At 52.0% G+C, this 25,282-nt stretch carries 17 protein-coding genes and 2 pseudogenes; 6 read left to right on the top strand and 13 right to left on the bottom strand.

Annotated elements, in window-relative coordinates; all coding sequences use genetic code 11:
• Both GV827_RS20400 and GV827_RS20395 read right to left on the bottom strand, forming a co-directional pair.
• Positions 1–1,129: pseudogene (locus GV827_RS20400) on the bottom strand (hypothetical protein); the annotation flags it as partial.
• A 266-nt stretch (positions 1,130–1,395) separates the two neighbouring features.
• Positions 1,396–2,034: pseudogene (locus tag GV827_RS20395) on the bottom strand (IS6 family transposase).
• A 122-nt stretch (positions 2,035–2,156) separates the two neighbouring features.
• Here GV827_RS20395 and GV827_RS20390 point away from each other — a divergent pair.
• Positions 2,157–2,267 (top strand): DUF3489 domain-containing protein, encoded by a 111-nt coding sequence (locus tag GV827_RS20390; protein ID WP_164355658.1) that lies wholly within the window; start codon positions 2,157–2,159, stop codon positions 2,265–2,267.
• Here the strand turns inward: GV827_RS20390 and GV827_RS23910 are convergent, their stop codons facing one another.
• Entirely contained in the window at positions 2,268–2,399 is a 132-nt protein-coding gene (locus GV827_RS23910; RefSeq protein WP_268895772.1) for a hypothetical protein, read from the bottom strand.
• Positions 2,392–2,760, bottom strand: coding sequence for a transposase (locus GV827_RS20385; protein WP_204326007.1), 369 nt, complete (start codon positions 2,758–2,760; stop codon positions 2,392–2,394). Before GV827_RS20385 ends, GV827_RS23910 begins: the two co-directional genes overlap by 8 nt.
• An 872-nt stretch (positions 2,761–3,632) precedes the next feature.
• On the opposite strand from GV827_RS20385, the gene GV827_RS20380 reads away from it, so the two are divergent.
• The 4 genes from GV827_RS20380 (at position 3,633) to GV827_RS20365 (ending at position 11,059) form a co-directional block, all read left to right on the top strand.
• A complete protein-coding gene (locus tag GV827_RS20380) occupies positions 3,633–7,121 on the top strand; it encodes an Ig-like domain-containing protein (protein WP_164355656.1) in 3,489 nt (1,162 codons plus the stop codon).
• Between the two features lie 984 nt (positions 7,122–8,105).
• Positions 8,106–8,234 (top strand): hypothetical protein, encoded by a 129-nt coding sequence (locus GV827_RS23905; protein WP_268895771.1) that lies wholly within the window; start codon positions 8,106–8,108, stop codon positions 8,232–8,234.
• A 287-nt stretch (positions 8,235–8,521) separates the two neighbouring features.
• Complete coding sequence (locus GV827_RS20370) at positions 8,522–9,907, top strand: NAD(P)/FAD-dependent oxidoreductase (RefSeq protein ID WP_164355654.1); 1,386 nt, start codon at positions 8,522–8,524, stop codon at positions 9,905–9,907.
• A 177-nt stretch (positions 9,908–10,084) separates the two neighbouring features.
• Positions 10,085–11,059 carry an alpha/beta fold hydrolase gene (locus GV827_RS20365; RefSeq protein WP_164355653.1) on the top strand — a complete coding sequence of 325 codons (975 nt, stop codon included), beginning with the start codon at positions 10,085–10,087 and terminating at the stop codon, positions 11,057–11,059.
• A 674-nt stretch (positions 11,060–11,733) separates the two neighbouring features.
• Here GV827_RS20365 and GV827_RS20360 read toward each other — a convergent pair.
• Complete coding sequence (locus GV827_RS20360) at positions 11,734–14,418, bottom strand: cation-translocating P-type ATPase (protein WP_164355652.1); 2,685 nt, start codon at positions 14,416–14,418, stop codon at positions 11,734–11,736.
• A 665-nt stretch (positions 14,419–15,083) separates the two neighbouring features.
• On the opposite strand from GV827_RS20360, the gene GV827_RS20355 reads away from it, so the two are divergent.
• A complete protein-coding gene (locus GV827_RS20355; protein ID WP_204326006.1) occupies positions 15,084–16,367 on the top strand; it encodes a P-loop NTPase family protein in 1,284 nt (427 codons plus the stop codon).
• An 878-nt stretch (positions 16,368–17,245) separates the two neighbouring features.
• Here GV827_RS20355 and GV827_RS20350 read toward each other — a convergent pair.
• The 8 genes from GV827_RS20350 to GV827_RS20315 form a co-directional block, all read right to left on the bottom strand.
• On the bottom strand, positions 17,246–18,169 hold the full coding sequence (locus GV827_RS20350) for a type II secretion system F family protein (protein ID WP_164355650.1): 924 nt from the start codon (positions 18,167–18,169) through the stop codon (positions 17,246–17,248).
• Positions 18,170–18,198: 29 nt separating this feature from the next.
• A complete protein-coding gene (locus GV827_RS20345) occupies positions 18,199–19,161 on the bottom strand; it encodes a type II secretion system F family protein (protein WP_164355649.1) in 963 nt (320 codons plus the stop codon).
• A gap of 3 nt (positions 19,162–19,164) precedes the next feature.
• Positions 19,165–20,580, bottom strand: a complete 1,416-nt coding sequence (locus GV827_RS20340) for a CpaF family protein (RefSeq protein ID WP_164355648.1) — start codon at positions 20,578–20,580, stop codon at positions 19,165–19,167.
• 19 nt (positions 20,581–20,599) lie between these two features.
• Positions 20,600–21,040 (bottom strand): L,D-transpeptidase, encoded by a 441-nt coding sequence (locus tag GV827_RS24135; protein ID WP_164355660.1) that lies wholly within the window; start codon positions 21,038–21,040, stop codon positions 20,600–20,602.
• Between the two features lie 131 nt (positions 21,041–21,171).
• Entirely contained in the window at positions 21,172–22,317 is a 1,146-nt protein-coding gene (locus GV827_RS20330) for an AAA family ATPase (protein WP_164355647.1), read from the bottom strand.
• A gap of 32 nt (positions 22,318–22,349) precedes the next feature.
• The gene (locus GV827_RS20325; protein WP_204326004.1) at positions 22,350–22,943 is read right to left on the bottom strand and encodes a TadE/TadG family type IV pilus assembly protein; all 594 of its coding nucleotides are present in this window, start codon (positions 22,941–22,943) and stop codon (positions 22,350–22,352) included.
• Between the two features lie 50 nt (positions 22,944–22,993).
• Complete coding sequence (locus tag GV827_RS20320) at positions 22,994–23,470, bottom strand: TadE/TadG family type IV pilus assembly protein (RefSeq protein ID WP_164355645.1); 477 nt, start codon at positions 23,468–23,470, stop codon at positions 22,994–22,996.
• A 296-nt stretch (positions 23,471–23,766) separates the two neighbouring features.
• Positions 23,767–25,218 (bottom strand): type II and III secretion system protein family protein, encoded by a 1,452-nt coding sequence (locus GV827_RS20315; RefSeq protein WP_204326003.1) that lies wholly within the window; start codon positions 25,216–25,218, stop codon positions 23,767–23,769.
• Between the last annotated feature and the right edge of the window lie 64 nt (positions 25,219–25,282).

Below are 25,282 nucleotides of genomic sequence, written 5' to 3'. Positions count from 1 at the left end.
TCTGAAGTGGCGCGCTGAGCGCAAAGACAGCATATTCGCCGCTGATCGTACCGCGCAAGGCCGACCCATTGTCGTCCGCATAGAGGACTGTATTTTCCGCCCAGTCCGAAAGGTCGCCATCAAGTGTGAGATCTCCTACCGCGACAGGCGTAGGCGGAGTCTGGTCGCCCGGGTCGACAATCAAATCGACGTTGGCGTAATCACCGGGCAGGAAAATGCTGTTGTTGATATCCGCCAAGACCCGCACGCTGTCCACGATGCCTGCCAGCGCCAAAGGCACGGCCACCTCGGCAATGGTACCATCCGCCGCATAACGTGCATCAAGGTCTGCAACAAATGTCTCGCCCGAGTTCCCGGCATAGAGTGCGGCACTCCCATCCACCGCAATCTCGATATTGTATTCCGCCCCGCCAGCGAATCCCCAGATCTGATGGCCGGTGGAACGATCCAGATCCGTGTCCAGCCAGATCGTCGTCGCCTGCCCGATCTGAAGTGGCGCGCTGAGCGCAAAGACAGCATATTCGCCGCTGATCGTACCGCGCAAGGCCGACCCATTGTCGTCCGCATAGAGGACTGTATTTTCCGCCCAGTCCGAAAGGTCGCCATCAAGTGTAATGTGTCCGACTACTACGGTCGCGGGCACAGATTGTCCCTCGACCGGCACAACCAAGTCTATGTTGGAATAGTCTCCTGGCAGAAATACCTGATCGTTTACATCCGCATAGACGCGAAAGGCGTTATCAAGACTGAGCACGGACGCTGGGAAAGCCACTTCAATGGTCAGGTTGTCAGGGCCGTATTCTACCTCAAGCTCGGCAATGAGTGTCTCCCATCCCGCTCCGCTATAGAGGGCCGCCGATCCGTCCGCCGCGATTTGGATATTGTATTCAGCGCCACCAGTGAATCCCCAGATCTGATAACCAGTGGAGCGGTCTAGGTCTGTGTCGAGCCAGATGGTCGTTCCTGTCCCAATTGCAGCTGTCCCGCTGATCGCGAATATCGTCCCGTTTGCCCAGGTTTCGCCATAGAGCGCGTAATCGCCAAACCCGGTTTGCGAAAACAAGGGCCGTACATCATTCCAATCGCTCAGGTTTCCATCGACGACCTTCGACCCGACTTCTAACGGCATTTCTCAAACTCCACATTAGCAGGAACCTGACTACCGTCGTGTAATTAAACAACGCGAGAACCAAACCCACGCTCCTTTATCCGCCAGAGCGGACATGGCGCGCAATTACGCAGAGGGCGCAATTCGAAGAGAACCTTGTGATCAAAAAGGTGTAGATGATGGCAGAAGTGCTCCTTTTGAGTGCCCCAGTCCCCACCTTTTGGTAAATTGTTATTTGATGTTAGGCCAATTCGAACCTATCTCCGTCTATCGCTGAACGCCGGAACTTAACCACAACAAATCTGGTGCCACTCGTTGAGAGCGACGGTTCGCTCCAGTTTAAGGCTAGGTCTGGAATAGAGGCTGCGCTCTGAGTTTAGCAGTTTTTATACTGAGGCGTGAACGGACGCGAATTTCTGCAAACTTCGCATTCGCCTGAAGCGAAGCACCGCCCGCTCTCGTCGTCGAAATGGCAGATGTAAATTCTCTGCCCTTTGTTCAGCCAGCGGCCGTTTTCCTGCCTGTTTGCCGCACCGATCTCTTTCAGGGCGGCACCGTAGAAGCGAACCCGGTCCGTGACTATAACTTTAGGCCGGCCATGCTTACGCATTGCTTTCTTTAAGATATTCAAGGCGACCTCATTATCACGGTTCTTCGTGACGAAGCTTTCCAGGACTTCGCCCTCACGGTCAACGGCGCGCCATAGGTAGTGCCGCTCCCCGTTAATTTTTCGGAAATCTCGTCCAAATGCCATCGCCAACTGCTGGATTTCATGCCTCGATGCGGCGCTTTCGGAGCTCTGATGCGAGCGTCGGACCGAACCGATGCCACCAGTACCGGACTGTCTGATGGCTGACGTCGATGCCGCGCTCGTGAAGCTGGTCTTCGACATTCCGGAGCGAGAGCGGGGACCTGACATACAACATCACCGCAAGGCGTATGATCTCGGCGCGCAGCAAAGCGTTCCTGTTGCCATGCCCGGATATGCGTCGGGCCCTCTTCGGTACCAGGGCAGACATCCCGCTGCCCGTGATGACAGGAGAGCCCCATGACACCGTCACGCCCACTGAAAGCGTCCAAGACCACACGCGTCCTCAAGATGCTGGCAAAGCCGAAGGGCATCAGCCTCGAGGTCATCTGCACCGCCACCGGCTGGTAACTACACGCGGATATCCTGGGCCGTTTTGGTCCATGTGAAGGGTTTTGGTTTGGTGTTGTACTGCAGCAAGTAGTCGTAGATGGCGGTCTCCAGATCGCAGACGCTAAAGCGTTTCGAGTTAACTTCAGGCATATCCGGCAGCCTTGAAGCAGTTCCAGCATTCTTGCGGTTCGTGGAGATCGCAGATTGTGCCGATAGGATGGAACACGTCTGTGAATGTCCTGGCGTCGATCCAGCGCAGATGCGCTTTGAGTTTTGAGAAAGCCTGTTCAATCGGGCTCAGGTCTGGCGAGTACGGTGGCAGGTAGAGGAACCAGCAGCCATGTGCGCGGAGTACCTCAGCGGCCTCCTTGTTCCGATCGGAGGCGAGGTTGGCGCGTATGACTACGGTCCGTGGCGCGATCTCAGGGACCAGCACTTGGCGGAGGTAGGCAGCGAAGGCAGGGCCGTCCATAGCCCCCCTGATGACCCATGGTGCGATCAGCGCATCCATCGGCTGTAGAGCATCTTAGGAGGGCCATACTCAGCGGGCGTATCGCTCCATCTCATCGAATAGCGAATGACGAAAATAATGGGTCACGTCCGTCATCAACACGTGCCGGGCCTCGGCTCTCGGAAAATATGTCCTTAGCCACACCATCTGATCTTCGCTCAGCCAATAAAGATTGCTGATCATACCCCTTAACTTCGGGTGCTTGCATCAGGCAGCCAGAACAACCTCAAGTTAATTCATTGGACCAGACCCCAAGAGACGTCGGCAATTTCCCGACGATTTCTGGCCATACTTTAATCCGAATTTCTGTGCAGTGATTCTCGCGCTGGAAGACCGCCCTACGTAATCGACCCTTGTGTCCATCGTAGCGGCTTCTTGGAAGCTTACAGGGAGATGGAATGATGCGTAGAAATTCGGTAAAGACTGACACTTCCGGCGAGGGCGGGGTTGCAGTCAACCGGGCTGGTGTAGTTAGCGTCAGTTCATCTTTTGTAATGGCGCCGTCATCATACTTGACCACAGAGAGAACACCGACTGCTGGAGACGGGATTAAAGAGCAAAATCTGTTTGAACCGACGGCACCTTCCGCATTGGGATCAGATCATCCGCCAGGCAACGTGCAGCTAGAGAGTGTTACCCCCGAAACCTCCGTATCACACGCGATGCAAAGGGCTGAAACAACTGGCCCAGTTGCGACCAACAGCTGGGGCGCGAATGGTTTCACAAACGTGCAAAGCGCGGACTTAAAGGTTCTTGTGGATCAGGTGAAATATTCAGGTCCAGCGGACGGTAGCTCCAGCAGTTGGGTCGCCGATCTGACTTTGTACGAGAGCATGATTCACGAAGGTTCATGTGGTTGCGGCGGTTGTTCCATGAAGCTGGAAGAGCTCACCCGCTTAGCTGCTGACAGCGAAACTCAGGACGGAGCTTCTTCTGCTTCCGCACCTGCGGTTCTTGGCGATCTCGCAGAGTTTCTTAAGGCCGGATACTGGAACACCGGCTATGGCGACGGCACGCGTTCACACAATGTCACGTCATCCGGCACTGATGCCAATAGCGGCGTACTGCACTACAATCTCTCTGGCTACACTGCCGATGCGGATGGTTTGGAGGCAGACCGAGCCACGCTCGTGCGCGAAGCCTTCAAGCTGTTTGAGGCTACACTTGGTATTCAGTTTGTGGAGACCACATCAACTGACACAAATTTCGTCGATTTCTTTTTTCGAGATAATGACAGCGGCGCCTATGCCGGCCACAGCTACTACAATAGTGGCACTTGGGGCAGCACCATCCATTACGCACAAATTAACGTGGCGAAATCGTGGTCTGGGAGCACCTCCACCTACGACGACTACACGCTGCAAACGATCCTTCATGAAATCGGTCATGCGATTGGATTGGGTCACCAAGGACCGTACAACGGCAGCGCCACCTATGGCGTCGATAACGTCTTTGCAAATGACAGCTGGCAAGCATCGATGATGTCCTATTTCAGCCAGACAAAGAACACCTCGATCGACGCAAGTTATGAATTTCTGCAAACGCCCATGGCGGTTGACTGGATGGCTTTGGACGATCTGTATGGACGGCAAGGCTACGGTGTATCGAATGCCTTTACGGAGAACACCGTATGGGGCTTCAACACGACAATCACCTTTGCAGTGAGCGATATTTGGGCGCAATGGTCCTCTTACGCCAACCGGACATCTTCGACGATCATCGATGGTGGGGGCATCGATACACTCGATCTGTCGGGGTATTCGAACAACACGCTGATTAACCTCGCACCATCTGACCGAGGCGCCACCGCCCCATCACTTTCAGATATAGGGGGGCGCATTGGCAACCTGGCGATTGGTGAAGGCACGATCATCGAAAACGCTGTTGGTGGCTCTGGGTCAGAAATTTTCTATGGGAATAATGCCGACAACACCTTTACCGGCAACGGAGGGAACGACACCTTCCATGACAGCGTCGGGAGCGACACCTATTACGGAGGTACCGGCACGGACGAGGTGATATTCGGAGCAACCTTTGCCAGCTACACGATTGATATCGTCAGCGGCCTGCTGCAGGTGATCGACTCCACAATCGACTGGATCTCAGATACTGTCGAATGGTTGGCCTTCTCAGATCAGACTATCAGCTGGCAGGCGGTTGCAGATAGCATAAACACCCAGAATTCTGCACCCGTGGCGAACGACGATACCTATACTGCTAGCGAAGACCAACTGCTCAGCGCCACAAGTTTGTTGGACAATGATACCGATGCCGACGGCGACGCTCTCAGCATTGCCAGTGTTGATGGCGTCGTGGTTGCAAACGGACCAGGGGGCGCCGAGATTGCACTGACCTCAGGCGCTACGCTCACCGTTTATTCAAATGGGACGTTCAACTACGCGCAGAATGGTATCTTTGATGCACTGAATGCGGGCGAGCAGGCCACAGACAGCTTCAGCTACATCGCCTCTGACGGAAGAGAAACATCGGAACAAGCGACCGTCACCATCATTATTGACGGCACAACCGATAGCCTGCCGCCTGTTGCCGTAGACGACGCTTATACTGTCGAAGAAGACGTGGTGCTGTCTGGCATGAAGGTGCTGTCAAATGACACGGACCCAGAAGCCGATACACTGACGATTACCGCAATCGACGGTACTACGATCTCAGTCGGAGAGACTGTTTCTCTCGCATCGGGTGCGTCAGTCAGGCTCGTTGCTGACGGCTCACTTGAATATTCTCAGAATGCCATTTTCGACGATCTTGCCTTTGGTGAGACCGGGGCGGAAACCTTCAGCTATACAATTTCGGACGGCAACAAGACCAGCGAAGCCAATGTGACTGTAACGGTTATCGGTGCCTTCGACAACACGGCGCCGGTTGCACTGGATGATACATTCTCGGTTTCTGAAAATGCAGTGATGGATGGCAATGTCTTGAGCAACGATAGCGATGCCGATGGCTCGACACTGACTGTGACTGAGGTGAACGGCGAAGCCCTTAATGTGGGCAGACAGCTATCACTCGACTCTGGCGCGCTGTTGACGCTCGGGGCGAACGGAACATTCGACTACGATCCGAACGGTGAATTCGATTGGCTAGAGGACGGTCAAACCTTTACCGACAGCTTCACTTATTCTGCCGCTGATGGGCAAGGAGGTACTGACACTGCCAACGTATCAATCACCATTGACGGCGTGTCGCCCCAAACGATCACAGAATCCATTCTGGTCAATTTTGAAGGTGTCACCGCAGGCGCCTACGCAGGCACAGCTGGTCTCGATTTTCATGGGCTCGATGTTGTCTCTTCGTCCAGCCTTGGCGGCATCCAGGCAGGTGCAAGCACGGGCCAATTCATCATTACAACAAGCGGCGAAGATTTCGACCTCGACGCTCTGTCTTCGATTGTTGGATCTGGCCGCACCAAAATTCTCATAGAGGCTTATGATGATAATGTGCGTGTTGGGTCTACCCAGTTGAACGTTGGCGCACGTCGCCCCACCGATGTGAATTTCGATACGACGTTCGATAGCATCGACCGGGTTGTGATTTCAGGCGATGGCAGTTTCTTGATTGACGATATCGTGATGATCACGCGCAGTATTGTCGATCCGGGCGGAAACACACCCCCGGAAGCCCAAGACGATATGTTTTTTCTTTCGATGAGCGAGAGCGCGATCTTGAACGGCAATCTGCTTGCCGACAATGGCAACGGGATCGATCTTGACTTGGACGGTGATGACCTGATCGTGGCGTCTGTAGGTGGTGCTGCATCGGGACAGGTCGCACTGGTGTCAGGTGCATCTGTGAACTTCGCTGAGGATGGCACCTTTGCGTACGACCCAAATGGCGCCTTTGACGCACTCTATGATGGTCAGACGGCAACCGACAGTTTTGTCTATGAAATTTCGGATGACAAAGGGGGCTTTGATACAGCCACTGCAACCATATCCATCGAAGGTTTTGGTCCCGCTCCAACGCAAGTCATTTTGGATTTCGAAGATATCCTTGACGAAGTCCTTGTGGAAGATGGCTTCATGGTCACAAATGCCGGCCTTACGGGAATTGGCTCAGGAGATCAGGCTGCTCAAAGCGTTGGCGATGGCCTCTCGATCAGTCACGGCGGATCTGTTTTTGAGTTCGAAGGCGGGGTTGTGACCGTTTCTGGGAAAGGCCGTGTTGATGCGACCTTTACCGGATTTGTAAATGGAGAGGCAGTCGCCTCCGAAACCCATAGCCTGCGCGCTGGTAAAGATGAGAACGTGGTTATGTCTGGTTCCCAATTTGATGCGGTCGATAAGATAGAAATCGTCGCAGTTGGTGGCGTCGTTGTGGATGATCTTAGCTTTTGGGTTTGAAACCGAGAATGGCTCTTGTAGGCCCCTCTGCTCCACCTGCGTAGCACGCTGTTACACACAGGCGGAGGGGCGTGCACAAAGTGTTGGCCGCGTCCTGTTTGCCAAGATCGGGGCCGATCCAATGATGTCCGGAAGCGCTATTCGGGCAGGATTGCTCCTGGCCGCGGAAAAGAGAGCAGAGGACGAGGCGCTTTGACGTGTCTGCGCAGGGGCGATGGCATCTAGTGGCCAAACAACTCCTTTCTGGCCAGAAAAGTCTCGTTCAAGGCATCGCTGTGAATCCCGGAGACAAAATGCCCCCAGAAAAGGTCTGATGACAAGGGGGCGGCGGCACGCAGTGCTGACCCGCTCCTGGCGCCGGAAAGCACAAAGACTCCGGGACTGGACCGCCTGCTCACGGAGTTAGGCAAAATTGACGGCTGGCGAGACAAATCGTCGTTCGAAACGGCGAAATCCGACTACGAGAAGGATGCCGTGGCAGCACCTGATGCGCCCTTCCCCGACATGTTCGGACCCTGTTGCAGGCCAATCGCGAGGCCTATGATCTGCTAGAACGGGCCCAGAATGCGTTTTCAGCCTATGCGCCCCTCAGTGCGGCCTCTTCGGTCACCCTTCACACGGGGATGGAGCAGGTTGGTACGAGTTTTGCAACATTAGCGCGGCTCAACAGCTCCACGGTGGCGGCCAATATCGACGAGCTGGAAAGATACATTGGAGTTCACCCGGACATCTAAGGCGACGCAGAAAGTATTCTGTCCCGGGGTTTGCAGAGCGAAATACGAGGCCACGGTGAACACCCCGATGCTCAAAGTGTCGATACACTCACTGCACGGTCTCTTGGTGCAATCAATAGCCCCATGCAACTTTTAATCCGTTCTTTGACGAATGTTTTTCTTGTGTGACCCAGCTTACAGACGACCAAGGAATCACATGCCATAAAGTACAGGCAAGGCCACAGACGGCCAAGAAACTAAGGACGAGACAATGCAGACGCTTAAGAAGTCTTTCTCACCCCGCAACGCTTTCCAGGTTGCGCGCCGGATCATTGACATCGTCCTTGATGGCTTTGAGGACGGGGTCGCCATGCAATCAAAGGTGGACAGCTGCTATTAAGTTCAATGCAATTGCCCGCCACCCTTCAATGATGGCGGGCCATATTTTGGGAACCAAACGACGCCGGAATATCTCTATCAAATCGTTGAAAAGTTGAAATGAGACGCGCAATCGACCGGATTGGTCCTTTGGAGAAACTTATGCCGAAGGGGAACACGAAGCCGCTTTAGCATTTCTCCAGCCATCTCAAATGTCTGCTACCTCGTTGAATTTGGGATAAAAGTGGCAATCTCACTGAATTATTGCATAGTGGCATAGTCAGATTGCAAATTTTGAGGATCAGAACCATGAAGACAGACTACCTCGTCATTGGTTGTGGTGCCTCTGCCATGGCTTTCGTAGACACCATGTTGATCGAAACTGACGCAACCTTTGTCATTGTGGATACACGTGATGCGCCAGGTGGGCATTGGAACGATGCCTATCCATTTGTTCGTTTACACCAGCCTTCGCGTTACTATGGCGTTTTATCGCGACCACTTGGCCGGGACAGAATTAACGAATTTGGCCCGAACGCTGGATTTTTCGAGCTCGCGTCAGGGATTGAAGTCCTAGCCTACTTCCATGCGCTGATGGATGAGGTTTTCTTGCCTTCTGGCCGTGTCAACTGGCGGCCACTCTCAGAATGGCGCGATGAAGATGGCGTGATCGTCAACCTGATGACCGGTAAGAAAGAAAGTCCGGAGGTTGCGCGAGCAATCGTGGATGGTCGCCGCATCGGCACCGAGATCCCTCTCACCTATGGTCGCCGTTTCGAAGTGGCCGACGATCTCGCCTGTATTCCACCAAACGATCTGCCTCGTCAGGCTGCACGCTACTCAAATTTTGCTGTGATCGGTGGCGGCAAGACAGCGATGGATACAGTCCTTTGGCTTTTGCACCATAATGTGGATCCGGGCTCTATAACCTGGGTGCGCCCCCGCGACTCTTGGTTGCTAAATCGGCGAATATCTCAACCCGGTATCGAGTTTTTCAACGACATGATCGGCGCTGTAGCGCGCCAGATGGAAATTCTCGCCGAGACCCCAGATCTCGATTCCTTTGCTAAAGAAATGGAGGCCGAGGGGTTTTGGTTGCGGATTGACAAGGATAATTGGCCGGACATGATGCATCAGGCGGTGACCTCTGAAGCCGAAGTCAATGCGCTTTCACGTGTGGAAAACGTGATCCGAATGGGCCATGTCCAACGCGCTGACCCAGGTCGCCTTATCTTGGAAAAGGGTGAAGTCTCGTTACCGGCGGATACGCTTGTAATCGATTGCGCTGCGAGTGCTGCGGCTTCCAATATCGATGATCGCGATCCTGTGTTCTCTCCCGGCCGCATCAACCTGCAGATGATCCGCATGACACAACCAACGTTTAGCGCTGCGGTGATTGCACATCTGGAGGCCACCGTGAAAGACGAAGAACTGAAGCGTCGCGCGACCGGCGTTACTCCCATGATTGACACTGTTGCTGATTGGGTAGACCGACGTCTGACGACCTCACTCAATGAGGTGGCTTGGGGAGAGATTGAAGGGATGAGCGACTGGCTTGCGGCCTGCCGTCTGAATGCTTCGGCGCACGCCCTTTCTGAGTTGGACCCTTCCGATGATGCAAAGATGGCCGTTCTGGCTCGGCTCAGCGCAGCAACACCAAGAGCACGAGAAAATATGCGCCGGTTGGTGAGCTAACCCCCTGAGAAGTCGATCATTTCCGATTTGGGATTTATCTCTCAACCGCCATTCTAGAGACGTTCAATACTTTTGAGCGACTGTGGTGGGAAATTTCATTTATCAAATCAAAGGCAAAAATATGGGCTTTACACCAAACTATGAATACGAACGCTGCGTCTATCTGGCGAGCATGACATGAACGATCATTTCACTCACCAAACGGTAATCGCCAATGGAATACGCCAACACTACGTAGAGATAGGTGAAGGCCCGACTGTATTGCTCTGCCACGGTTGGCCTGAATCCTGGTACTCTTGGCGACACCAGCTCAGAGCTCTTGCAAAGGGAGGCTATCGCGTTGTTGCGCCGGATATGCGTGGTTACGGCAGAAGCTCCAAGCCGCAGGATGTCGGCGCTTATACTATTACGTCTCTCGTCGGTGATATGGTCAGCCTGATCAATTCTGTTGGAGGCGAGCAAGCGGTGATTATTGGCCACGACTGGGGTGCACCAGTCGCTTGGTACAGCGCGCTGATGCGTCCTGACCTTTTCCGCGCAGTCGCAGGATTGAGCGTACCCTTCAGACCTCCAGTCGCGCTGCCACCCGGCATGAGAATATCGGACATGTACCGGGCGCTGAGCGGTGAACGGGACTACTATCGGCTTTTCATCGCAGAAGGACTGGAGGCTGAAGCCGAGGCGGAATGCGATATTCGAAGCTATTTGCTTGGTCTTCTCTACTCCGTTTCCGGTGACATTGGTCCTGAGCAGCAATGGGACGGTTTCATGGATAGAGGCAGCGGAATCCGTGCCGCCCTCACGGTCCCTGACAAACTGCCTCCTTGGCTGAGCGAAGATGACCTTCTGTTGTATGTGTCAGAGTTCGAGCGAACCGGGTTTACAGGCGGCTTCAACTATTATCGTAACATTGATGCAATAACTGCCCAGCTTGCACCCTTTGTGGGGAGAACAATCGAGCAGCCAAGCTTCTACCTCTGCGGCGAATATGATCTGATTGCAGGAAACACGCCGGAGGCCCATGCCGAAATGCGGAGCAATCTCCCGGATCTCCGCGGCCTCCACGTTCTGGCAGGAGCTGGGCATTGGTTGCAGCAAGAACGAGCGGACGAGGTCAATGAACGCTTGATCGAGTTTCTTGCAAGTTTGTGACTACTTCGCAAGGCACCTTTTTTGAAGATCAGGGCAAATAAAAAGCGCCGTCGAAGGTGCAACGGCGCCTCTGAAGCGCTTCGATTTTACCTTGAGAACCCCTTATCGCTTTTCGCATTCGACCGAAGGGAGAGGCAGCGAATAAGCGACTCAGTGTTAAGTCGAAGCGCTCTACGCAACCCGCAAAGTCCATACGCTACTCGCCCTACCCGCCCCCACTTACGATGAAGACATCAACCTTAAGTTCCGTCGGGTCCGTCGCAGGGAAACCTCACGTCCCAGACAAGCGACGGTCGCAACAGGACCTCATAGCGATGGATATCAGGAATTTGGAAAACTCCTCTAATGGGGATTTGCGGCGGATTGTCTCTAAAGACCCTAAAACGTTCACTATCTGGGTCTGCAGAGCGAAACTCGACAGGCGATCAAACGCGGACAGCTCTGTTCGTGCACGACCTGCGCACCGCATTGAAAAGCGGGATGTGGCAGTAGCAACTTGGCACGGCCCTCCTAATAATATCATGGGCCGGAAACCAGCATGAGCGATGGGTGGCTCACGGATTTTGCCGCTCCGGAACAATGAACTAATCCAAACCGCAAATGCAACTTCTATCGACAGCTGCCGTTTTATGAAACCTGGCCAAAGACCGTCTCAGACGTCCAGCAGTTTTGCGTCACCAGGTTAGCCAGCGCAAGACAAAGGTATTGCCGCGCCGAACAAACAGGCGCCTGACTTCATCAGCAATTAGGATCGCGACTGCGAAGGGAACCGACAAAATCAGATGCCAGGCTTCAAGTGGCGCTGTTCCAAAGAAGGTGTTGAACGCGGGAATGTAGCTAATGCATGCCAGCAGCAGCAATTCGGAGGCAATCCCCACAAGCACCAGCTTGTTGGAGAAAACGCCAACGGTGAAAAGGCTCTGCGTCCTCGTTCGGCAGATGATCACGTCAGCCACTTGGCAGATGATAATAGAAGCAAAGAACCCGGTGATAGCGGTGCAATAGAGCGGGTTGGAACCGGCCAGTTCTTGCCCCCACTGCCAGCCGCCGCTGAAAAGGATTGTGAAATAGGTGAAGAACCCCGCCGCCGCCTGCACCATACCCACGATTCCATAGCTCATCAGTAGCAAGTTGCGGCTCAAAAGCCCCTCGCTGCGCGGTCTCGGCTTGCGTTTCATGACGTCGGTTTCGGGTTTCTCGGCTCCTAATCCCAGCGCGGGAATAATGTCGGTACCAAGGTCAATCGCGAGGATCAGGATCACCGTCAAGGGGAGTGGGACTTCCAAAAGGACATAGGCAATGAACGGCAGAATTTCGGGTATATTTGAGGTCAGGATATAAGCGATAAACTTCTTGATATTATCGAAGATCGTCCGCCCTTCCTCCACTGCAACGACAATAGTTGCGAAATTGTCATCCATGAGCACCATATTCGAGGCTTCCTTGGCGACATCGGTTCCCATCACTCCCATCGCCACGCCCATATCGGCGTTCTTGAGCGCAGGGGCGTCATTCACGCCGTCACCTGTCACCGTGACAATTTCCCCATTGGCCTGCAGCGCCTGCACCACATGCAGTTTTTGCCTTGGAGCAATACGGGCAAAGATGATCTCAGGTTCGTCCCGCAACATTTCCTGCAGCTGCGCGTCAGTCATAGCCGACAGTTCCTCACCCTGCACGACACGCCCCTTTTCGGACATCAGTCCAATCTGGGTCGCAATAGTCTTGGCGGTGAGCCCAAAGTCGCCCGTCAGCATGATCACTCGGATCCCTGCCGAATGGCAACGCGCCAGCGCGTCGGGGACTTCAGGGCGCGGCGGGTCGATCATTCCGGTCAGTCCCAGAAAGACGTACCCCTTTTCCGGGACCTCGTTGTGCCCGCATGCGCGCGCTGCAAAGCCAAGCCCGCGTTCGCCGCGCCCAGCCAGTTGTCGATAAGCCTGGATCACGTCGGCGCGGCGTTCCTCGGTAAGGGGCACCTGATCTCCGTTCAGGGCCATGCGGTCGCACATGTCCAGTACAACCTCGGGTGCCCCTTTGAGAAAAGCCTGCGGACCATCTCCCGCGTCTGCAACCGTGATCATCCGCTTGGTGGTGGAGTTGAAGGGTTGCTCGGCAATCTGCTGAACCCTGCGCAGAGTCGCCACATCGGCGTGATTACGCGCATAAAGCAAAAGGGCACCTTCAGTGGCATCGCCCACAAAACCGTCATTCTCGGTCAGGTACGCATTGTTGCAGACGCTCATGGATTTGAGAAACGTTTGGAAAGAAGTGGCCCCGGACACAAGCGGGTCGTCAGCGCTGTATTCCCTGCCGCTTAGAACTACGGTATTCACACCAAGCCTATTCTGCGTGAGCGTGCCAGTCTTATCGGTGCAGATGACCGTTGTGGACCCGAGCGTTTCCACGCTTTCGAGGTTCTTGATGAGCGCGTTTTTTTTCGCCATCCGCTTGCTGGCCATGGTCAGGCTCAGCGTCACGGTTGGTAGCAACCCTTCAGGCACGTTGGCTACGATGATCCCAATAGCGAAGATCAGGCTGCTGATCACTCCATTCCCGATGGCGACCGATACGGCAAAGAAACTCACGCCTAAGAGAATGGCGATAAAACTGATGACCTTGATGAAGTGCTTTAATTCTATGTGGATAGGCGTTTCATGCGCCTCGGTGGCCTTGGTCAGTTGAACTATGCTGCCCATAATGGTCGACATGCCGGTTTTGACGATGACGACCTTGCCCTCCCCGCTCTCCACCAGCGAGCCCGAAAACACCATGTTCGGGCTTTCGAGTTCCACAGCCGCTGATTTACCCTCGTCCAGCAGCTGCGGTTCGCTTTCTCCTGTCAGGCTGGAATTATCGACCTTCAGTTCGCTGGCAGAAATCAGACGTCCATCCGCTGGAACCCGGTCTCCCTCGTTGAGAACGATGACGTCACCCGGCACCAGCTCTTCGGCGGGTACTTCTTGCGGATAGCCATCACGGAAAGCTGTAATCATGGACGGCATCATCTTCTTGAAGCTGTCCATTATGCGTTCGCTCTGATGTTCCTGAAAGTAGGTAAACGCAGCGTTCAGTAGTACCACGGCCAATAGAGCTACCGCGATATAGAGATTACCCTGTCCCGGATCAATCCGCTCGGAAGTCAGTGCGAGCGCTCCGCCGAGGATTAGTAGGATCGCAAAGAAATTTTTGAACTGGTACAGGAACTTGACGATCTCTGGAGTGTCATTCTCCACCTTCAATTCATTGTGGCCGAAGCGGTTCAGCCGTGGTTCGATGTCCTGACTGGTTAATCCATCAACCGAACTGCCCAACTTTTCTAGAATGCTCGCGAGGGACTCCGAATGCCAGTCTGCCATTGGCTTTGCCTTCCGATATGCATCCGCAACATAGCAGAAAGAGAGGTCAGTCATTTAATCTAGGTCAATTCAAATGCCTTAATCTTTAAGATTTATCCAAAAGTTGGCTAGGTGCTGCGCTAAATCACGCAGAAAAGACAGTCCGGAACGGGCTGAATGTTGGAAAAGTTGGCCAGCCACGAGCAATAATAGCGTTTGCAGTTGGTTAGTGGTTTGGCCAGCGCGGGCGAACCCGAGATCAACTTCGCGAGTTTCTGGAGGTTGCGGACGGTTGCAGCGAGGTGCGCGAAGAGCATCTCGACTCACTTTCGTCGTCGGCTCGCATCGATATATGCTTCAGTCGTCGTGATGCGACAGGCAACGTCGCGTGCAACCTCGTAGACGTAGAAGGCGGCTGGTTCGGCGTGCAGCTCTCCCTTAGCGAATAGGTCCAGCGGTCCCTCTGACGGGCGTAGAATCGTCAGAACCCATCTATCCTTCCCCCTTAAAACTGGGCCACTACCATGGCCGAAAGAAGGGGCCTGAGATGGCCTAGAAACGAAACTCAGACGGAGACATCCTGAAGCTGCTGCATGAGATCGGACTGAAGCTTGCGATGCGGTAGATAATTCGTAGAGTTATAACGCAAAATGTTGAATGGTGAAGTTATTTTTTGGGAGGTTATATTGTCTATCTTTGAATATGAAGCACCACCAAGGACGGTCGAAGAAACAGGACTTAGCCAAGCGTTCCTGACCGGGCTCTTCACCAAAGTGCTATACGAGGGGGGAACGATGACCCCGCCTGAAATTGGCCAAGTCGTCAAGCTACCGCGCATCGTTTGTCGGCAGGTTGTAACAGAAATGATCTCTCTAAACCTCGTTGAATCACAAGGTCTTGAGTCTGATGATATTAAGTCTGAGATCCGTTACTCGTTGACCGATTCTGGGCACAAATGGGCGCTTGAGGCGATGCTTTCGTCACAATACATCGGTCCTGCACCAGTTCCACTTGAGACATTTTCCAAACAAATCAAGAGGCAAACGATTGCTAATGAAGAAATCCGTCACGACGACCTAGAGAGAGCCTTAAGTCATCTGGTCATACCCTCCCAGATGATGGCTCAGCTCGGGCCTGCAGCAAATTCCGGACGGTCAATATTACTTTACGGAGAACCAGGCAACGGCAAGACAGCCATAGCTGAAGCACTCGGCCAATCATTTCGAGACACCATTTTTATTCCCTTTGCAACAATAGTAGGGAACCAAATTATTCGTTTCTTCGACGAAACTCTGCATGAACTTGCCGACCTACCCGAGGGTTCTCTGCCGCTAGACCCGCGATGGGTGCCATGCAGGCGTCCAGTCCTAAGCTCAGGTGGCGAATTGACGCTAGAAATGCTTGATTTCTCATTTGAGAAGACCTCGCGCTTTTACGAAGCACCAATGCACCTAAAAGCGCTCGGCGGAGTGTTTATCATTGATGACTTTGGACGACAAGTTGCTACAACTCAGCAGTTCTTTAATCGCTGGATTGTCCCTTTGGAGAAGGGATTTGATATTATGTCGCTTCATACTGGAAAGAAATTCACAATCCCCTTCGATCAGCTCGTAATATTTTCATCAAATATGCTCCCAGAAGAGCTTGGGGATGGAGCTTCCCTGCGAAGGGTCTTCTACAAGATTCATGTGCCCTCCCCGACACGCGAAGATTATTTTCAGATTTTTGCAAACGCCTGTAACGTAAGGAATATTGAATTCAAATCAGATGTTGTTAAAGCATTTTTTGAAAGTGAGTACGAACAGCCGGGAGTAGTCACCTCCGGCGCACATCCAGGCTTTCTTTTACAGCATATCAAAGCGATTTGCCGCTATCTTGGACGAGATTTCGAGCTCACGGACGAATTATTGCAAATCGCTTGGAAAAATGTTGTCAAGGTAAAGAAGCACAAGATCTCTTCATCTATTTAAGCGCCACAAATCACTCTAGATTATTGAATGTAGAATATTAGCCAGGAACTAAAATATTCTTTTCATGTCGCTAAAGATAATAGTGCGTTAGCGAAAAAGCTACCGGTCGCTAATGGTCGGCCAAAATGTCTTCACTTCACTTTTGTCATCTAGATAGGAATTATCTCTTCGCCAAAATCTTGCAACGTTAAAAGTACGTCCCTGCATACACGTCGAATGTAGCATCCAGTTTCCTTCGAATTCGAATTTCTGACCAGGCTCCATACCTGGCATTCGCCCTGTTAGAGTGATTTTCTCACCATCATCTAGCAAAAAAAGCGGGCAAGCTGTTCCTTGTCCCATGTATGTACCTGATATCTTTTGCATGACAATACCCGCATTTTTAACAGCAATAGAGTACAAGGCCTCCCAAGACTGTCAACTTAAAGTCCAGACTTTGCGAGCTTCGGTCCGTGATGATAAAATATGTGCACGTATGACAGTTCAATCTGTCCAGACGATATCGCACTAACATTTGGTGATCTGCTCTATCAAAAGCGCGCCAAGGGTGCTTGAGGCGACTACTGCTTCGATGTGTGAGTGTGCGCAAGCAACCACGCGGAGGAGGCACATTATCGTCTACCTCAAGTCGAGAGCTTCTTGTCCATATTCTTATGATACGATGCCCAACCTTTGAATCGATGTCCTGTGACGGGATTGTTGCGGATACTGTATCAACAACAAAACCACAACTCGAGTGAAGCCATTGACTCCGACCTTCTCATTAGAAATCTACATACCAACTGTGGGCAAAATCTGCGACACCAGAGACAGAAGTGGACAAGTACACCAGGCCGAGAAGCCCTCTTTGAAAGGCAATCAGCGTTCGCAACTCATCCCTAAGATGGGGTCAGGGTTGTTATCATTTTCATTATCAGCATCATGATTGGCACGAGAACGATGATTAGATTTACAGGAAACATGAAAAGTGCCATGGGTAAGAGCATTTTCACTGGTAGTGAATTTGCCTTCTCCTCAGCATGGATAAGGCGTTTTTGACGCATTTCCCGGGCAAATACCCGAAGTGTCTTGCTTACGCTTGCACCTAACTCCTGGCTTTGCTTGAATAACACAGCAAGAGTCCGCGCCTCTTCAACATTTATTCGTTTCGAGAAACTTTGAATTGCCTCGTGCAAGGGTCGTCCACCACGTAACTCCAAATTAACAATACTAAGCTGTATACCAAAATCACGTGTTGTGAGCAGAAACTCTCTCGTCACCCTTTCTATCGCTGCTTCTAGACCCAGACCGGAATCCATACAAACTAGTAACATGTCCATGAAGTCCGGGAATATCTTTTTGAACTCAAGGGCTCGACGTTTACCAATCCTTTCAAGTACAATTGAACAAGCAATAAATGCTAACCCAGCAGCAATCACTGCGAACATTAGAATTGCTGCATTACTGACCGTTTCCCAGATTGCTCGACCACCAAACTGGACAAATGAAAAAACTCCGGCCGCGATCGCCCACCGTAGCGCGTTGAAATACAGCACAGCCCGCTTTGAGAAGAACCCAGCCTGCACCATACGCATCCGCAAGGAATTCGAAGGTTCATTCTGAACTACATCCAAGTAGTAGCGAATTTCTTTATTCTCAGATCCAAGTATGCGGTCAATCTGCTCATCAGTCAGTGTTCTCCGCGCACGCGTCGAACCGGCATTTCGTGCGATCTCTGCTCTAAGAAAAAGAAAGCTCACTACAGTATACGCGACCAAGAGCACCGCGACAAACACACTAGCCAAGATAAGCGTTTCGTTCAAAGCGTTACCTCCGAGAGCACGACACGGCTCTAAAAATCAAAGTTTACAAGTCGCCGAATGATGATCATACCAGCAAAAATCAGACCAAGGCATCCAGCGACGATAAATTCGCCGTAACCACTCTCCCAGACCAGATCAAAATAGGTCGGAACCAAAGTCTTCAGCATGAAGAAGAGACCAAACGGAAATAGCAGCATGATCCATGCGGTGATGCGGCCCTCAGCTGAAATCGCTTTGACTTTTGATTTAATCATAATCCGATCGCGTATCATTTGAGCAAGATTATCAAGAATTTCTGCGAGATTTCCACCAGTGCTACGTTGCACACTCACGCTGACAGTCAGCATGTTAAGCTCTGGCGCGCCAACCCGATCACACATACTTAGCATGGCTTGCTCAATTTCTGATCCAAAGGTCATCTGGTCACTAAGAATACCAAACTCAGATCCTATTGGATCAGGCATTTCCCGAGACACCAGAGAGATAGCTGTTGTCAGGGGATGACCAGCGCTCAAACTGCGGACCATGATATCAATGGCCGGAGCGAGCTGTTCCGTGAACTGCAAAATTCGGCGTTGTCGCAACACGTAAACCATCAATGATGAAACAAGGACAGAGAAAATAAAGCCAGACAAAATTTGAAAAACTGGAGCGTAAGAAATGACTACTGTCGCGAGACCATAGCCGACAAAAAACAAGAAAAACAAGATAACGAAACGCCGGAAAATGCTGATCTCGCGTCCAGTTTGTGCGATATATTGATTGATCAAACCGCCCAGTGTTTGCTCACCGTCACGCCCACCAAGACCTCGCAACCGCAGGAGTTCGCCAAAACCGACATCCACCCCTTTTGATTTCCGAAGCTCCTCTAAACGGTTAACAACTTCTCTGTTTGACCGACGAATAGAACCGAGAGTACGCAGAAAAGTATCGGCTGCCAGGAGAGCAGCAGCGAAGATCAGACCGTAAAATAAGTAAGGGTTGTCAAACATGTGTCAAAGCGGCCCCGACGGATTGAAAATTTGGGGATCAAGATGAATCCCCATTGTTTCAAGATCTTCTATGAAACTTGGGCGCAAGCCTGATGCGCGGAATTCCCCTTTAATTTTACCGTCTTCTTCCAAGCCAATCTTCTTAAAGAGCATCAGTTCTTGCAATTGTACGACGTCACCCTCCATACCCACGATCTCCGAAATTGACACAACGCGACGTGTTCCGTCCCGCAGGCGAGCAAGTTGAACGATCAGGTGAACGGCAGAGCTAATCTGCGAACGAATTGCGGTTTGCGTCATCGGCATTCCTGCCATTCCAACCATCTGTTCGATCCTGGCAATCGCGTCACGTGGACTATTGGCGTGAATCGTGGACATTGAGCCTTCGTGGCCCGTATTCATGGCTTGTAGCATATCGAACGCCTCCGGCCCCCTGACTTCTCCAACAATAATGCGGTCCGGGCGCATCCGTAGCGCATTTTTCACCAAGTCTCTTTGGAGGACTTCATTCCGTCCGTCGACTGTTGGAGGTCGCGTTTCAAGTCGTACCACATGAGGCTGCTGGAGTTGGAGTTCAGCAGCATCTTCAATCGTCACAAGCCTTTCATCATGGGGAATGAAGCTCGACAACGCATTCAGCACCGTTGTCTTACCAGAGCCAGTACCACCTGACACAATTATGGAAACCTTGGCTTCAACTGCCGCAGCCAACAACTCTGCCATCCCCTTAGCCAACGCGCCGAATGACACCAATTTTTGTAGCGATAAAGGATTACGTGAAAACTTCCGAATTGATACTTGCGGTCCATCTACCGCGATGGGTCGTACCGCAACGTTAACACGAGAACCGTCCTGCAGGCGCGCATCTACAAGTGGAGCAGATTCGTCTACACGGCGCCCTACCGCGGCTACAATCTTATTTACGATCCGCATGAGATGAGCCTCATCCTTAAAGCGTACACGGGTTAGCTCAATTTTTCCGAACCGTTCCACGTACACGGTACCCGCGCCGACTATCAAAATGTCAGAGATCGTATCATCAGCCAGGAGTGGCTCCAGTGGCCCTAGCCCTAGCATTTCATCTCCGATATCCGAGATGAGTGTGTCCAACTCCGCCGCGTTAAGCGGAAGATTGTTTTCCTTCACATAGTTGCGGACCAGTGGCCGAAGCTCTTCTCGGACTTCGTCTGCTTCCATTGTATCGAGTATGGAAAGGTTAATTCTCTCGAGCAGGTAGCGATGCAGGGCCACCCGTTCAGCAACAAAGTCCGGGCCGCTATCTGCAACTTTCTGTTCTTCTCCAGACGCTTGTCCGTTCTTTGCTTCATACTTATCAAGTCTCAGTATCTTTTGTTGGGCCAACACGTCACTCGTGCTGCTTTCCTGAGCTCCTTGACTGTGGAAAAATCGTCCCACCATTAAACGTTCCTTACCTATCTCAATAGACGATCACTTTGTCCCTGTTCTTTACCTTTTTGAACAGGTCTATCACATCCCGATTTGTTAGCCGGAAACATCCAGAAGTCTCATAATTTCCGACTGTTTCCGAACTATTTGTACCATGTATCCGGTAGAGCGTGTCGTGCCCGTTAGAATATAGGTATATTGCGCGCGCGCCGAGCGGATTATAGGGACCCGGTGGCACGTAATTTGGCAGACTGCTATCACGCTTTCGCATCGCTTCGGGCGGACGCCAATCGGGCCATTCTACCTTCCGTCCGACATAGACAGTGCCAGTCCACTCAAAGCCATCGCGTCCTATCGAAACACGGTACTTCTCTGCACGAGTTGAAGACTGAATTCGCAAGAGGGTACGGCTTGAATTTGATATGATGATCGTTCCCGGCTTCTCGTGCCCTGAATATGGCACGATGGACATGGTGCTTTCTCCATGCTCCCGCGGTATCTTTTTGACATCGGCGGCTAGCGGCGGAGCGAGTACTCCCGCCGCCACTCCAACTGCGGCAAGGCCACCACCGATAAAGCGCCGACGTTTGATTTCACATTGCTTCACGTGGTCGTCCCCGTTGAAATTCTAGCAGTTTCCATGTAATTGGCCAGTTTCTTAAGAAAGGGCGATCGTGTCGAAATCTCGCTTGGTAGGACACCTCGGTCGGCCGCCTCGCCGAGCATAGAGCCGTCACTGGGCAGATAACTGAAAGGAATATCTCCCAACAACTCTTTGATCCGACGAGATGTGATCCGTGCGCCAAACAGCTTTCTCGAGTGCTTATTAAAGATGACATGCATGGATAGATGACCACCGCGCAGCTCTTTGATGTGCTCGATCAAGTCTAAGGTGTGCTTGATCGCGGGCAAGTTCAATTCAGTGACTAATGTGTAAGTATCTACCGCAGACAAGACATTGCTGCGCCATGGCGTTTCATAATAGGGAATATCAAGGAATACGTTTGAATGCTCTAAACTGATGGCATCCAGAAGACGAAGAACCAATTCAATACTACCTGGATCAGTGTTCACTTCTGGCCGTTTAAATGAATAGAGAAAGAATCCCGCATCATGTTTTTGCTGGATTACGCTGATGAACTCTTGATCGATTCGACTTGGTGCGGATGCAACAGTTCCAAGGTTGAAGGTGCTCACCATGTTAAGCAAATAGCTACAATTACCAGTGGAGAAATCGAGGTCCACCAATGCAACACCTGACTTCCTCTTCGGCCGCGATTTGCAAGCGATATCGGCCATATTTATCGCAACAGTGGTCGCACCGGCCCCTCCAACGCAAGATATCACTGCATTCACTTGATGCGAGTCACTGCGCTTTGCACGCACTGAGTTGGTGATCACATCCAAAAGGGCTTCTGGTTCAACGGGCTTACTAAGCCAATCGTCAACGTTGAATTTGAACAGATGACGCATCGCGTCAGGTTCAAGTTTTTCGGACACTACAATCAGCGGCTTATCGGAGGCATTGGCGCGCACTTCGGAGAAGATTTGTCGTTCCTCATCCCCCATCATATTGAAGTCAACAAGGACTACGTCGGCGTCTGGCAAACTCGCGCTCTTGGCGATTTCATTCATGCGAAGCGTAGTCACAACATACCGCGGATTATTCGCGATGATTTCAGCCACATTACTGGTTTCGAGCTCCTTCCCCAAAACGATTACAACGCGTGTCAGTGCTGCAGTGCTCATAAAATCTTATCCATTTCCCAATACTTACCTTCTCAACATGATTTATTTGAATTGCTGAGGTCTTCACTCGTTGCGCTTACCCTGTGCCGAGGAATGGTGATCTTCTCGAAAGGTGATCTATCGGGAATGAAGAGTTCCAGTACCCGATCCAGAAAGAGCAGTTCCACCTCCACATCACTTAATTCAACAGTCACCGTACTTACCGGACCGCAGGGTCGGCCCACATATCCAAGGCCACTGCGAGAATAAGTGACCAGAACATTTTCAGCCCTGATCCAGGGGGCGACGTCGCACATCCCAATAGGAAGACCCCCTTCACCACAGGCTCCATCACCGCCTGTGAGCAAACGATCCATTCCATCGCTATCGCAGGGCGAGGAACCAGCCCCACACGAGATCGTTACCGCGGCAACCGGCGTCGGATCACCTTCGTTTGTGCCAGACCAATCGCTCATCATGGCCGCTTCATAGGTCTCCCATGTCATCAATGGCTCTGAAACAGATGCGGCGCGTGCGCCGATTTGAATGGCTTTCACTGATTGGTTCCATTGAAACATCGCGACACCAAGCTCCACCATAACGGTAATAGCTAGAATCACGATAGGCGTGACCAGCAGGGCCTCCACCAGAGTGACCCCGTCTTCCTCATCGAAGAAAGCCTGTAAAGACCCACGGTCTACCATCCTATGTACCGAGTTTGAAAAGAATAGCCCATGCTAAAGCTATCTGGGAAAATCGCGTTAAGCATTGGCGAGCCCTGGTACGTCACGGCCCCCGAAACAACTACCAGATCATCACTGGTCGGCACACCCGGTGGAACTCCGGGAACAATAGTCAGTTCTGAACTTTCATCCCAGCCAGGAACACGCGGCGCGCCACCACTCGGGAGCCCCGTGAAAGCTATGGCTCGCGCAGTGTCGATGCTGCACGGCATGAAGGCAGCACCATTGCCGTCAACTGGGCGGCAGCGTGCCCAATAACGGGCAGCATCCTTGACACCGGTTTGAAGCTGTTCACGCTGCCAAAGGATGTTGCCAAACTCAAGGATGGTGAACGTTAGCAAGGTCAGGAAAGGGATAGCCAATAGCGTTTCGATCAACACAACGCCAAGCTCTTCGCGAAAAAATCGGCTTACAACGCTAAGCAGTGTCATCGTACTCCATCGCCACCTGCAATCGATCGATCCTTTGCCACACGCAACTTCTCTTTCATTTGATGCTTGGGCGAAGTACTGGATGCCCCTCCTGCAGTCTGGCCCATCACGGCTGGGATCAGTTACCGACTGGAATTCTCGTATCGTAGGATGTTGGCGGCCACGGGTCGATTGTTTGAATTGCCGTATTAGCATCCATCGCGTCACCAGTATGCGGTGAAACTCTATCACGATTATTTAAATAGTCGTCGCAAGCTGAAATGCTTAGCAGGACAACCAGTCCGAGTGACCCAAGCTTACTTTTTGTTGATAAGCGCATCGTCAAACTCCAGCTCAATCATGTGACCATATGGCCCGACTACGCCATCACCTTCCCGAAAGCGCCGCAGAAGCCTTCGATCGACTTCGAGCATACCGTAAAGGAAAAGCTCAACGTCATCGGAAGACCGCGTGTTATCTAACGGTGATGCCAGCTTCTCGTCCGGAGAGACCGGACGCACCAAACGCGGGGTCACAACTATTACAAGATCAGTTTCGCTTTTCTGGAAACCAGTTGACCGAAAAAGCGCCCCGATTATTGGTACTTGGCCAAGCCATGGGAGCTGCTCAATGTTTCGCGCGTTGTCAGATTGAAGCAGGCCTGCGATCGCAAAACTCTGCCCATCCCGAAGGGAAACAGTCGTATCCGCACGGCGAGTAAAGAACGTTGGATTTCCATTCACGCTATTCGAGAAATCCACATCCGAAACCTCCGGAGTGACACGCAACGAAATCAACCCTTGGTCCAATACCCTCGGAACAAAATTCAGTTTTACGCCGTACTCCCGGTAGTCTGTTTGCGGAGCCACATTTCCACTTTCACCAAAAACTGGGCGAGAGATTGGCACCTCGCCCCCCACAACGAAATTCGCCTCGACTCCACTCGTTGTTGTCAATTTGGGATTGGCCAAGCGTCGAGCAAGTCCTTTGCGCTCCAACGCATTGATAATAATATCGATTTGCGTTCCGTTTACTTCGAGTAGATCTCCAATAAACGTACCAAAAGGTACAGACGCCCCCCCTGTTATGCCGCCTGGGTTTGTCTGTACTGTGGTATCGCCACTCTGGTTAGTGCCCCTGAGTCCGATCCCAAGACTACGGCCTGAGTTGCGTTCAACCTCGAGAATGCGGACATCTAGTTCAACTTGCTGAGCCGCAGCGACACGAACAGAATTTATTACGGGTTCCTCCGAGAACTGCTCGGAAATCTCAACCACGGTCTGCAAATCTCTTGCGTCCTTGACTTGGCCCGACAAACGTATCCGGTCGTTGACGTTGGTGACGGACACCTGCGCACTTGGTACGGCCGCTCGCAAAGAGGATTCAAGTTCGGAAAAATCACTTCTTACACGAACATCAATTACTTCGAGAAGCTGCTTTTCAGTGGAGTATAACGTGATGTTTGTAAGGCCTGTACCCTTGGACTGGACATAAAGAGTCGTGTCAGTAAGTGGAAAAACATCTATCAGGTTAGTGTTTCCGATCAGAATATCCGCATATGGCATATTCGTCTTGATGCTTAGGGTCTCGTTCGGGTTCATACGAACACGAGAGGCAACGCCATCATCGATGATGATACTCTGTTCCTGTGCTTGCGCTGTGGCAGATAGCAATAGCAGTATGAAAACTGCACATAAATCACGCAGCCTGTTTCCTCGTGCGCGCCAAAGCCTAGAGTGTAAAACTCTTACCCTTTGAATGATAGCCATCTTATTTCCGATCTGCTGCTCAGTACCTACAATCAAATTCAAGCGTCTCGCGTAAGACACGAGA

The organism is Sulfitobacter sediminilitoris, from assembly GCF_010667575.1.
GTDB lineage: Bacteria > Pseudomonadota > Alphaproteobacteria > Rhodobacterales > Rhodobacteraceae > Sulfitobacter > Sulfitobacter sediminilitoris.
The sequence above is the reverse complement of the archived record's forward strand: the minus strand, read 5'-3'. Positions and strand labels throughout refer to the sequence as shown.

Coding starts and splice junctions, on each gene's coding strand:
- GV827_RS20390 (WP_164355658.1), top strand. CDS start 2,157: ATGACACCGTCACGCCCACTGAAAGCGTCCAAGACCACACGCGTCCTC.
- GV827_RS23910 (WP_268895772.1), bottom strand. CDS start 2,399: ATGCCTGAAGTTAACTCGAAACGCTTTAGCGTCTGCGATCTGGAGACC.
- GV827_RS20385 (WP_204326007.1), bottom strand. CDS start 2,760: ATGGATGCGCTGATCGCACCATGGGTCATCAGGGGGGCTATGGACGGC.
- GV827_RS20380 (WP_164355656.1), top strand. CDS start 3,633: ATGAAGCTGGAAGAGCTCACCCGCTTAGCTGCTGACAGCGAAACTCAG.
- GV827_RS23905 (WP_268895771.1), top strand. CDS start 8,106: ATGCAGACGCTTAAGAAGTCTTTCTCACCCCGCAACGCTTTCCAGGTT.
- GV827_RS20370 (WP_164355654.1), top strand. CDS start 8,522: ATGAAGACAGACTACCTCGTCATTGGTTGTGGTGCCTCTGCCATGGCT.
- GV827_RS20365 (WP_164355653.1), top strand. CDS start 10,085: ATGAACGATCATTTCACTCACCAAACGGTAATCGCCAATGGAATACGC.
- GV827_RS20360 (WP_164355652.1), bottom strand. CDS start 14,418: ATGGCAGACTGGCATTCGGAGTCCCTCGCGAGCATTCTAGAAAAGTTG.
- GV827_RS20345 (WP_164355649.1), bottom strand. CDS start 19,161: ATGTTTGACAACCCTTACTTATTTTACGGTCTGATCTTCGCTGCTGCT.
- GV827_RS20340 (WP_164355648.1), bottom strand. CDS start 20,580: ATGGTGGGACGATTTTTCCACAGTCAAGGAGCTCAGGAAAGCAGCACG.
- GV827_RS24135 (WP_164355660.1), bottom strand. CDS start 21,040: ATGTCCATCGTGCCATATTCAGGGCACGAGAAGCCGGGAACGATCATC.
- GV827_RS20330 (WP_164355647.1), bottom strand. CDS start 22,317: ATGAGCACTGCAGCACTGACACGCGTTGTAATCGTTTTGGGGAAGGAG.
- GV827_RS20320 (WP_164355645.1), bottom strand. CDS start 23,470: ATGACACTGCTTAGCGTTGTAAGCCGATTTTTTCGCGAAGAGCTTGGC.
- GV827_RS20315 (WP_204326003.1), bottom strand. CDS start 25,218: ATGGCTATCATTCAAAGGGTAAGAGTTTTACACTCTAGGCTTTGGCGC.